Raw genomic sequence first — 11,500 nt, 5'->3', positions numbered from 1 at the left:
AATGAATTCAAAACTACACAAAAAACACTACATTGTAAACAGAAAAATCAGTGTATTTATGACTTCATTAGAATGGAAAAACAAAGGAAAATTCTTAACAGTTAATAATCAACAAGTTTTTGTGATAGATGAAGGCACATCTAATAACACCCTTGTTATTCTACATGGATATCCTACCTCCTCTTTTGATTACTACAAAACACTCCCCTATTTAACTAAACATTATAGAGTAATTATTCACGATCATCTAGGTTTTGGTTTTTCTGACAAACCTTTAAATTACTCTTATTCTTTAATTGAACAAGCGGATATAGCTCTTTTGCTATGGGAAAAATTAAATCTGGAAAATGTAACTCTCTTAGCACATGATTATGGAACTAGTGTAGCTACTGAAATTATTGCTAGAAGTAATCAACATCAATTAAAAATTACAATTGATAAACTTATTCTATGCAATGGTAGCATGCATATTGAATTAGCTAAACTAAGAACTATTCAGAAATTACTAAAGAACAAACTAACTGGTAAATGGGTTGCTAAATTGGCCAATCAAGCTATTTTCAATAGAAATATTCGTAAAATTTATTTTGATAAATCTAAAGTAACTCAACAAGAGCTAGATGAAATGTGGTTCCAAATTAATTATAACAATGGTAGAAATGTAATCCACTTATTAAGCAATTATATAAACGAACGTTATTTCTTTTGGAATCGTTGGATTGGTGCATTAATTAATACTGAAATTCCAACCAAAATAGTTTGGGCTACTCACGACCCTATTGCTGTTAAAGCTATTGGCGAACAACTGCATAAAGAAATTCCTAATAACAAATTAGTATGGTTAGAAAACACAGGACACTTCCCTATGCTTGAAAATCCAAAAGAATGGAGTGAACTGGTTTTAAGCTAATAAAGTTTTAGCTGATCATTTTTAAATATAACTTTTCAACTTTTGCTCTTGCCCAAGGAGTTGTTCTTAAAAACTTTAAACTCGATTTATACGTTGGATTCTTTTTAAAAACATTAATGTTTAACATCTCTCCCATTTCTTCCCAACCATATTCTAAATATAGTTCTTCTAGCATTGTTGCTAATTTTATTCCGTGTAATGGGTTATTTGGTTGCTCTTGACTCATATTTGATTTAAAGATTGCAAAAGTAATAGTTTTACTCAGTCAATCTATCTAATAATTCTCTAACTTTTGTACTATTCCAATCTGCTGGTCCTTTTTTCATCATGGCAATAGCTCCTTTTTTATCTACTATAAACGTAGCTGGTATTGTTTGGCTATTAAACTCTACTGGTCTTTTACTTAAAGGACTATATGTAGGTAATTTGTAATTGTTTTTCTTATAAAAATCAGAGATAGTACTCCAATCTTCGTTACTCACAAAAATAAATTCAACTTTATCTTTATAATCATTATATAATTTCTGAATACTTGGCATTTCTGCTCTACAAGGAGGACACCAAGTAGCCCAAAAGCTAACAAAAACTACTTTATTTTTTACCTTATTAAAATCTATGCTTTCAGTATTTAAGCCTTTTAAATTCCAATTGTATGTTTTTAAATGCTCCCTTTTTTCTACTTTGATGGTAGATGGAGAAAAAGATATTAATCTAATAAAATACACTTTAGTAGGTGGATATATTAGTAATCCAATAATGATAACAAATACAATGTTTGATATTGATTTTTTGGTAAACTTCATTAATCTAAATTTGGCAATACAAAATCGTTCAAGACACTTTTCTTTGCCATCATTTTTTCAATTGCTTTTACAGTTCTCGGTGCTTCTTCTGATAAGTTTACAGGACCATTTTTAGTTATTAAAATATCATCCTCAATACGAACAGCAATTCCCCACCATTTCTTATCACACTTACTTCCTTCTGGTATATAAATTCCTGGTTCTACAGTAATAACCATATTCTCTTGAAACTTTCCATAAGTTCCTGGATCATGTACATCTAATCCAATATGATGCGATGTTCCGTGAGGAAAATACATATGTTTCTCATCTAATGATTTGATAATTCCTAAATCTAATAAACCTTGATTAATAACTTGTTTTGCTTCTTGACCTGGTTGCCAAAATTGGTTTCCAACTTTAGAAACTGCTATACCAGCATTTTGAGCTTTTAAAACAATATTATAAATTGCTTTTTGCTCTGGAGAAAATTTACCATTAGCAGGAATAGTTCTAGTTACATCGGCAGTATAACCTCTATATTCTGCTCCTAAATCCATTAATACTAACTCGTCGTTTACTCTAGTTTTATTATTTTCTATATAATGTAAAATACATCCATTATTTCCTGCTCCAACTATTGATGGATATCCTTCATATTCTGCTCCGTACTTTTTATATACAAACTCATGAATTCCTTGAATTTCTGTTTCAGACATTTCAGGTTTCATAGCTTTCATCATTTCAATTTGTCCTATTGCTGAAATACGAATTGCTTTGGTTAACAACTTCATTTCTTCTGGTGTTTTTACTTCTCTCATTTCTGCAAATCGAGTTGGTAAAAACTGAAGATCAATATTAGATTTCAAATTAAGCTTTACAGCTGCTTTCTCTTGAAATTCTTTTTTAAGCTTGTTGTTTGTAGCATTTTTATACCCCATTAATAATTCATCATTCTTAAAACTTGGGTAGTATGTAATTACTTTTCCTATTACTTGAGCAACATTAGCACTATTTTCTATAGGTGTAGATTTTATTAACTCATACACATACCTTTTTTCTTTTGATAAAAGTGATGATGCACTATAACCTGATTTATTTTTAAACTCATTAACAAGGTCATATATTTCAGCTTTATTTCCTTCTGAGTTTCTATAATCGTCTTTAAATTTTTCTATAAAAACCTTATCAAAATTTTTAAAATTTAATTTGTCTGAAATAAAATCTTCTGCATTTTTAGCAATCTTAAAACCTAATTCTTTTTTTGCTCCTTCTATTCCTAATCGTTTACCATTCCACATTTCTGCTCTAGGATCATTCTTTTGTACGTATAAAATTTCATTATAAGTCTTTCCGCTAGCATCCGTTTGATTTTCTGAAAACAATACTAAAACTGCATTAGGTTCGCGATATCCTGTTAAATAATAAAAATTTGGATCTTGATGAAAAACATAATCAACATCATTTGCTCTATTTCTAATTGGATTAGCAAATACTACTGCTACAGAGTTTTTAGGCATTTTAGAGCGTAATATCTCTCTTCTATTTTTATGAAAATCTGCTGATAAATAATCAGTCGGAGTTTGAGCTATTAAAGTATTAAGAGTTCCTAATAAACAAACAAATAGTATTTTCTTTAACATTTTTTAAGTTTTATTACACTCAAATGTAAGATTCTTTCACTGATAACAAGGAAATATTAACATATTTTTAGGTAATAATTCATTAAAATATTAAATAGAATCTGACTATTTGTTTCTCAATTTTTCAATATTTTAGCGATACTTTAAAACAAACAATTTTAAAATGAAAAATACTGCTTTAACACATATTCATGAAGGCTTAGGAGCAAAACTAGTTCCTTTTGCTGGTTATAACATGCCTGTACAATATGAAGGTGTAAATATTGAACACGAAACTGTAAGAAAAGGTGTTGGTGTTTTTGATGTAAGTCACATGGGTGAGTTTTTCTTAAAAGGAGAAAATGCTTTGGCTTTAATTCAAAAAATATCATCTAATGATGCTTCAAAATTAGTGCCTGGTAAAGCGCAGTATAGTTGTATGCCAAACGCTGATGGTGGAATTGTTGATGATTTGATTATTTACATGATTAGCGAAAACGAATATATGCTAGTTGTAAATGCTTCCAATATTGAAAAAGATTGGAATTGGATTTCTCAACATAACGATTTAAATGTTGAAATGGAAGATCGTTCTGACGATTGGTCTTTATTAGCAATTCAAGGTCCTAAAGCGGCTGAAGCAATGCAATCGTTAACTTCTGTAGATTTATCTGCTATTAAGTTTTATACTTTTGAAATTACTGATTTTGCTGGTTTACCAAACGTAATTGTTTCTGCTACTGGATACACAGGTTCTGGTGGATTTGAAATTTATGTTAAGAACGAAGATGTAGAAGCTGTATGGAATAAAGTCTTTGAAGCTGGTGCCGACTGGGGAATTAAGCCTATTGGTTTAGCTGCTCGTGACACTTTACGTTTAGAAATGGGATACTGTTTATATGGTAATGATATTGACGATACTACTTCTCCTCTTGAAGCTGGTTTAGGATGGATTACTAAGTTTACAAAAGACTTTGTAAATGCTGAAGCTTTAAAAGCTCAAAAAGAAGCTGGAGTTACTAGAAAACTAGTTGCTTTTGAATTAACTGAACGTGGTATTCCTCGTCATGATTATGACATTGTAGATGCTGAAGGAAACAAAATAGGAAGAGTTACTTCTGGAACAATGAGTCCTTCTTTAGGTAAAGGAATTGGTTTAGGTTATGTTCCTAAGGAATTATCAAAAGTTGATTCTGAAATCTTTATACAAGTACGTAAAAAACAAATACCTGCTAAGGTTGTTAAATTGCCTTTTTATAAAGGATAATTTTAACCTATAACAATAAAAAAGCAGCTCACTGAGCTGCTTTTTTTTATTATAATCTTTTTTCTTTTAATTAACTATCCTTCTTTTTATCTTTTGAAGCTTTGTTCCAAATTTTGATTTCATCATCTTTAGTTATACCTCCTAAAATCTCTACATTTACACCATCTGACGTTCCAAGTTTAACATCTCTTTTCTCAAACTTGTCATCATTTACTTTAATTTCTACATATGGATTTTCTGTTTTCTTATCAAACTTTAATAATGCTTCTTTGATAGATAAAACACTGTCCTTTTTTTCTAAAACTATATCTGCATTTGCACTATATCCTGCTCTAATAAAATATTTATCATCTAAAGTTACATCAGCTTTAATTTTAAACTGTACCGCTCCTCCTTCTTCTGTTCCTTTTGGTGCTATGAAATTTAACTTTGCAGGGAATTTTTTCTCTTCTATTGCTCCTAAAGAAACTTCTATATCTGTTCCTTTGATTAACTTTCCTACTTCTGACTCATCTACTTTTCCTTCAAAAATCATTTTGGTCATATCAGCAATTCGAGCAATTGTAGTTCCTGCGTTAAAATCATTTGTTTGTGTTACCTGATATCCTTTTTTAACTGGAATCTCTACAACCATACCAGATGTAGTTGCTCTAATACTAGTATTTGCTGCATTTCCTAACCCAGAAGTTGTTCCCTTTTTTATAATATCCATGTCAGAACGTGCATTAGATAATGCTTGTTTAGCATTGTTATAATTTAATTCTGAAGTTTCAAATGCTTGGCGAGAAATTACACCTCTATCAAACAATTTTTTATTTCTATCAAACTGAACCTTTGCATTTTCAAATGATAACTTTGCATTTTTAACACTACCATTTGCTCTATTTAAAGAAGCTACATTTGGTACTACTCTTACTGTAGCAATTAAATCTCCTACTTTTACAATTGCTCCCTCTTCAACCAAAATTTTGTCAACAATACCTGTTATTTGAGGTTTAATTTCTACTTCTTCTAAAGGAATTACTTTTCCCGTTGCAACCGTTTTTTTAACTATCGTTGTTCTAAATGGTTTTTCAGTTTCAAATTCTACAATATTTTTCTTATTCTTTTTCCCGAACCAAATTAATGCTACTACAAATAGTACTAAAACAATTCCTAAAATAATTTTTGCTCTTTTACTCATGATTTATTGTTGATTTATTCTTCTCTTAATGCTTCTATTGGTTTAACTATTGTTGCCATGTAGGCAGGGATTAACCCTATTAATGTTCCTAAAATTACTAAAGTTGTAAATGCTATTAAAATAATTGGAATGTTTACTGTTGGATTTACTAATGTTGGATCTGGCCCTTGTCCAAACGCTGAATCTATAAAGAATAAAACCAACGCTCCAAAAACAATTCCTAACATACCAGCTATTGTTGTTAAAAAAACTGATTCTAATATAACTTGCTGTCTGATACTAATTGGTGTAGCTCCAAGAGCTCTTCTTATTCCTATTTCCTTTGTACGTTCTTTTACGGTTATTAGAAGAATGTTACCAATTGCAAATACACCTGCTATTAAGGTTGCTATACCTACAAACCAAGTTAAAAATTGCATCCCTGTTAAAAAACCTGTAAACTTTGCAATTTCAACTCCTAAATTCACACTTCCAAAAGCTCTCTTATCTTCAGGATGTACATTATGCAAGTTTTTTAAAGTTAATAATACATCTTTTTCTAACTGTTTAATATTTACTCCTTCATTAGCTGTAATCATCATCCAATGAATTTTATCTCCCATATTATATATCTGTTGATATGTTGTAAATGGAATATAAGCTGTATCCCCGTCAAAACTTATACCATTAGATCTTTTGTAAACTCCAATAACTTTAAAGTTAATATTATTTACTTTTATGTATTGACCTACCGGTTTTTCATTTTTATCAAACAGTTGTTTATAAATATCTTCAGCAATTACAACAACCTTAGATTTTGAAGCAATGTCATTCTCATTTAGAAACCTTCCATAAATCAAGTCCTTTTTTTGTACTTGATCTAATACTGGATAATCTCCACTTACTTGAAAACTTCCTGACTTGAATCCTTTAATTAGTTGTGCATTTGTTTGACTTCTAGGTGCTAATAACTTTATTTCTTTACTATATTCTTCTTCTAGTATTTTAACATCGGTTAAAGTTGGCAAGAATCGTCTACCTTTTTGAAATCCTTTAAAAGGTGTATCAGTAGATTGAGTCCATATAAATACACTATTAGTTGCAAAATTCCCGAAAATCTTTTTAAAGTTATTTTCCATTCCTCTAGCTGCTCCTAAAAGAACAACTAATAAGAAAATTCCCCAAAGAACACCTATAATAGTAATTACTGTTCTAATTTTATTTTTACGAATACTTCCGTAAATCTCTTGCCAAGTATCTGAATCAAATAAAAATCTCATAATTAATCTGCTCTTAATGCTACAATTGGTTTGATTCCTGCTGCCCTTTTAGCTGGTACATAACCCGCTATTAAACCTGATAATATTAAAACAATCGTTGCTCCAATAACAATTCCTGGACTTACACTCGGATCTTTAATAAAATATTTTTCCAAACTATCTCCTATTAAACTTAAAACATAAGTTCCTAATGACAGTCCTAGATAACCTGCTATTGTTGTTATTAATACAGATTCTTGTACTACCATTCCTACAATAGATGATGGTTTAGCTCCTAACGCCTTTCTAATTCCAAATTCCTTTGTACGCTCTTTGATAACAAAAATCATAATGTTACTAATTCCTATAATTCCAGCAATTAAAGTTCCTGATCCTACAAAAATTACTATAAAATATAAAGCTAGCATAAAAGTTCCAATTCCTTTATTTGCTTCTGCCATATTTCGAACAGATAGTGCACTTTGATCATCTGGATGAATGCCTAGTTTTTTACGCAAATCTCTTTCCATTTGATTTCCAAAAGCAATCGCTTGATCTAAAGTTAACTTAGGATCATAACCAATATTTATTTGACTTATGTGATCATTATTACCATAAATCATTTGTGCCGTAGTAACTGGCATATAAGTTTGACGTTCTTCATTATCCCCTCCATCATCAGAAAAAATTCCAATAACTTTATAAGATATTCCACTAACATTTACTCTTTTACCTAAAGCTGGCTTTTCTCCAAATAAATCTTGCTTTACAAGTCTACCAATAACAATAACTTTGGCTTTTTCTTTAATATCTCTTTCATTAATATACCTTCCTTCATCCATTATAGTTTTCTCTAAAAACTGGTGATCTGGATGAACAGCTCTTAAGCGATAATTATCTGATTTATTTTTATAAGAAATATTTACACTTTTATATATACGGGCTGTTAAATGCTGAATTTTATCTTCATATTCATCTTTAACGTAATCAAAATCCTTATTTTTTAATTGAATTCTTCTTCCTGTTTGCAATCCTTTATATGGCTTTGATGTTTTCCATACTCTAATAAACATAGAGTTTTGTGCATCATCTACAAAAGCACCTTTAAAAGAATTACTTAATCCACTTACAATACCAAATAATAAGGTAAATAAAAGTATAGCAAAAGCTACCGTAAAGCCAGACATTATTGATCTTAACTTATTTTTACTTATGCTTTGAAATATTTCTCTCCAACGATCTAAATCAAACATAATTATACTGCTTTAGCTTTGTTTTTAGTTTTAGAAGTAAGTTCGTCACTAATAATAATACCATCTTTCAAACGAACAACTCTATTAGTTTGCTCTGCAACCTCTTCCTCATGTGTAATTACAAAAACTGTCATCCCTTCGTCATTAATTTCTTTTAACAAATCCATTACAGAATCTGTTGTAGTAGAATCTAATGCCCCAGTTGGCTCATCTGCTAATACTACTTTAGGCTTTGTTACTAAAGCTCTAGCTATTGCCACACGCTGTTTTTGCCCTCCTGAAAGTTCATTTGGCAAATGGTTTGCCCATTCTTTTAAACCAACTTTTTCTAAATACTCTAAAGCTATTTTTAACCTCTCTTTTCTTGCCATTCCCTTATAATATAATGGTAAAGCTACATTTTCAAGAGCTGTTTTGTAAGATATTAGATTGAAAGATTGAAATACAAAACCTAAAAATTTATTTCGTAAAACTGCTGCTTTTTTCTCATTTAAATCTTCTATCAATTGACCATTCAAGTAATAAGTACCTTCATCATGCCCATCCAATAATCCTACAATATTTAACAAAGTAGATTTTCCAGATCCAGAAGATCCCATGATTGATACAAATTCTCCTTCCTTTATGTGTAAATCTAATCCCTTTAAAACGTGAAGTGAGTCTTTTCCTATAGGATAAGATTTGTGTAAGTTTTCTATTCGAATCATTGCGTTAGTTTATTTTTTTACTAAAATAAATACTGATTCATATTTTTATTGGTAATAAAATGTTAAATCCCTATTTACTTTTCTACTAGACGCTTAATTTTGATTTATGTTACAATATTTTAAGGTTATTTATTTTTTAACCTATTTTAAATATATATAAATGATTGATTTACCTGCTAATAAAAAAATAATTTTATTTGATGGCATCTGCAACTTTTGCAATAATGCTGTGCTGAAAACTATAAATTATGACAAAAAAAATCAATTTGTTTTTGCTTCATTACAATCTGAAATTGGCAAAAAAATTACAGATCATTTAAGTATCGATATATCAAAAGTTGACTCCATAATTCTTTATGATCCTGGTAGTACTTATTATATAAAATCGACCGCAGCCTTAAAAGTTATGAAGGAATTTGGTGGTATATGGAAACTTACTAACTTTTTAATGATATTTCCTAAAGCTTTACGTAACCTAGTATACGATTATATTGCTAAGAATAGATATAAATGGTTTGGAAAAAAAGAAGAATGCATGATTCCTACCAAAGAAATTCGAGAAAAGTTTTTAGAATAAAAAAACGCACTTAAAAGTGCGTTTTTCATTTTAAATATTTTCTTTTCTATTAGAAATTAAATCCTAAACCGAATTTAAAGTTTCTTCCCCTTGTTGAGAATCCGAAAACTTCTTGGTAATCTTCATTAAAGATATTAGATACATTAAACATTAATCTAATATTATCGTTTAACTTATGATTAGCTGAAAAATCTAAAAGAGAATATGATTCTAAAACTGTATTAACACTTGGCCAAGATCTAAAATCTGTATCATCTCTATCGCTTACATATTGATAATTTAATCCTAAGTTTGTTGCTTTATAAGTATAGTTTACACCAGCATTGATTTTATGCTTTGGAATTCTAATTGCTAAATCATCATTTTTAGTATAAGCATAATTAGCATTTAATTGTAAATCTTTAGTTACAGAATAATTTGCTGTAAACTCTAAACCTTTAATAGTAGTATCTCCAAAGTTATCCATTTTAAAAGTTGTTGAGTTATATGCTATAATATTTTCTACATCTCTGTTAAAGTAAACTGCATTTAATACAAGCGAATTAAATTTATATTCTACTCCTCCTTCATAAGTAGTACTTTCTTGAGGTTCTAAATCTACATTTCCCCATGATGCATATAATTCTTGAACTGATGGTGCTAAGAATGCAGTACTATATGATCCTAAAAACTTAACATACCCATTTTCTTGCTTTATAGTATAAGATGGGTTTGCATTATATACAAAATGATTTCCATATTTATTGTGGTTATTTAATCTAACCCCTGCATTGATATTTAATCCAAAATCAGATACATATACTGCGTTTACGTATGGATCAATTAACCTAGCTATTGGTTCTTCATTATATACTGTTTTAGTAATTTCTGTTTGTCCAAAAGGTATCGCATAAGTCTCAATACTATTCTCTTGATAGTTAATACCTCCAACTAAGTATAAATTATCAAATTTATGTTTCACATATGCATCAATGATATAGTTTTCTCCATAACTTCTCCCTGGAGATGATGTTGCTGTTCTATCACTTTTATATTTACTATAAGCAGCGTTTAAATGAATACTTCCATTTTCGTATTTATACTCTGGAGCTATTCCAACTCTATAACTTACATCTTCTGAAAAGTTATTTCCATCTGCAAAAGCACCTGCATCATAATTATTATCAAATTCACTATAACTACCAAAAGCGTTAATTTTGAATTTGTTATTAAATCTATACCCTAATTTTAAATTAGTTCCAACTCTTTGAAAAGCATCTCCATCAAATACTTGATTAGCATTTTCTGATTTTGCTGCCGAAATTCCGTTTGCTTGTAGTGATGAAAAACCAACTAAATAATTAAATTTATTAATCTTACCATTTACATTAGCATTGGTTTGAATAATAGTTCCGTCTTCAGAGTCTTGTGTGTTATTTGTACCAAAAAGTAAAGCTAAATCTGTATTAACATGACCGCTTTTTGCTTCTTTTAACTTAATATTGATTACTGCTGTAGTCGCTCCAGTACCATATAATGTACTTGCAGCACCTTTTATAATTTCAACAGACTCTACTTCATTTAGGTCTAATAACCTTAAATCGTAGCCTCCTGAGACACCTGCTGGGTTTGAAACTTGAACTCCATCAATTAATACAACAACTTCTTTAGTTCTTCCCCCTCTTACAAAAAGTCCTATGTTTTGTCCATTAGAACTTGTGTTTCCATTAATTTCAATACCTGCTACAGTATTAATTAAATCAACTAAATTTCTCCCTTGATTTTTTTTAATAGTTTCTGCTGTTATCTTATGAACAACTTTCCCCGAATTTTCCTTTTTTAATTTAAACCTTGAATCCGTGATTACCACTTCATCTAAAATTTCTGATTTTTCTTGCTCTTGAGCAAAAGATTTTGTGCTAGCAAAAGACAATGCTACCGCACCAACAATTAGTAATTGTTTTTTCATTGATAATGATTTA

11 protein-coding genes are annotated in these 11,500 nt (G+C 29.7%); 3 read left to right on the top strand and 8 right to left on the bottom strand.

Annotated features, from left to right (window positions below; genetic code table 11):
• Position 1 precedes the first annotated feature (1 nt).
• On the top strand, positions 2-910 hold the full coding sequence (locus tag ACOQN8_RS14340) for an alpha/beta fold hydrolase (RefSeq protein WP_420553184.1): 909 nt from the start codon (positions 2-4) through the stop codon (positions 908-910).
• A 7-nt stretch (positions 911-917) separates the two neighbouring features.
• Here ACOQN8_RS14340 and ACOQN8_RS14335 read toward each other — a convergent pair whose 3' ends face one another.
• Genes ACOQN8_RS14335 through ACOQN8_RS14325 form a run of 3 tightly spaced genes read right to left on the bottom strand, consistent with a single transcriptional unit; the run spans position 918 to position 3,335 of the window.
• Positions 918-1,136, bottom strand: a complete 219-nt coding sequence (locus ACOQN8_RS14335) for a VF530 family protein (protein WP_150898846.1) — start codon at positions 1,134-1,136, stop codon at positions 918-920.
• Positions 1,137-1,167: 31 nt separating this feature from the next.
• On the bottom strand, positions 1,168-1,713 hold the full coding sequence (locus tag ACOQN8_RS14330) for a TlpA family protein disulfide reductase (protein ID WP_420553183.1): 546 nt from the start codon (positions 1,711-1,713) through the stop codon (positions 1,168-1,170).
• Entirely contained in the window at positions 1,713-3,335 is a 1,623-nt protein-coding gene (locus tag ACOQN8_RS14325; protein WP_420553182.1) for an aminopeptidase P family protein, read from the bottom strand. The genes ACOQN8_RS14330 and ACOQN8_RS14325 overlap by 1 nt, the downstream gene beginning before the upstream one ends.
• 163 nt (positions 3,336-3,498) lie before the next feature.
• Here ACOQN8_RS14325 and gcvT point away from each other — a divergent pair, with 163 nt between their 5' ends.
• Entirely contained in the window at positions 3,499-4,581 is a 1,083-nt protein-coding gene (gene gcvT, locus ACOQN8_RS14320) for a glycine cleavage system aminomethyltransferase GcvT (RefSeq protein WP_299120902.1), read from the top strand.
• A gap of 70 nt (positions 4,582-4,651) precedes the next feature.
• On the opposite strand, the gene ACOQN8_RS14315 is transcribed toward gcvT, so the two are convergent.
• From ACOQN8_RS14315 to ACOQN8_RS14300, 4 genes are read right to left on the bottom strand one after another with little or no spacing between them, the layout of a single operon-like run.
• Positions 4,652-5,764 carry an efflux RND transporter periplasmic adaptor subunit gene (locus ACOQN8_RS14315; protein WP_272149020.1) on the bottom strand — a complete coding sequence of 371 codons (1,113 nt, stop codon included), beginning with the start codon at positions 5,762-5,764 and terminating at the stop codon, positions 4,652-4,654.
• Between the two features lie 14 nt (positions 5,765-5,778).
• Positions 5,779-7,023 carry an ABC transporter permease gene (locus ACOQN8_RS14310; protein WP_272149019.1) on the bottom strand — a complete coding sequence of 415 codons (1,245 nt, stop codon included), beginning with the start codon at positions 7,021-7,023 and terminating at the stop codon, positions 5,779-5,781.
• Between the two features lie 2 nt (positions 7,024-7,025).
• The gene (locus ACOQN8_RS14305; RefSeq protein ID WP_272149018.1) at positions 7,026-8,255 is read right to left on the bottom strand and encodes an ABC transporter permease; all 1,230 of its coding nucleotides are present in this window, start codon (positions 8,253-8,255) and stop codon (positions 7,026-7,028) included.
• A gap of 2 nt (positions 8,256-8,257) precedes the next feature.
• Positions 8,258-8,962, bottom strand: a complete 705-nt coding sequence (locus ACOQN8_RS14300; protein ID WP_272149017.1) for an ABC transporter ATP-binding protein — start codon at positions 8,960-8,962, stop codon at positions 8,258-8,260.
• 160 nt (positions 8,963-9,122) lie between these two features.
• On the opposite strand from ACOQN8_RS14300, the gene ACOQN8_RS14295 reads away from it, so the two are divergent.
• On the top strand, positions 9,123-9,539 hold the full coding sequence (locus tag ACOQN8_RS14295; protein WP_420553181.1) for a thiol-disulfide oxidoreductase DCC family protein: 417 nt from the start codon (positions 9,123-9,125) through the stop codon (positions 9,537-9,539).
• Positions 9,540-9,588: 49 nt separating this feature from the next.
• Here the strand turns inward: ACOQN8_RS14295 and ACOQN8_RS14290 are convergent, their stop codons facing one another.
• Positions 9,589-11,487, bottom strand: coding sequence for a TonB-dependent receptor plug domain-containing protein (locus tag ACOQN8_RS14290; protein WP_420553180.1), 1,899 nt, complete (start codon positions 11,485-11,487; stop codon positions 9,589-9,591).
• Positions 11,488-11,500: the final 13 nt, after the last annotated feature.

The sequence above is a fragment of the Tenacibaculum aiptasiae genome, from assembly GCF_965221665.1.
Taxonomy (GTDB): domain Bacteria; phylum Bacteroidota; class Bacteroidia; order Flavobacteriales; family Flavobacteriaceae; genus Polaribacter; species Polaribacter aiptasiae.
The sequence above is the reverse complement of the archived record's forward strand: the minus strand, read 5'-3'. Positions and strand labels throughout refer to the sequence as shown.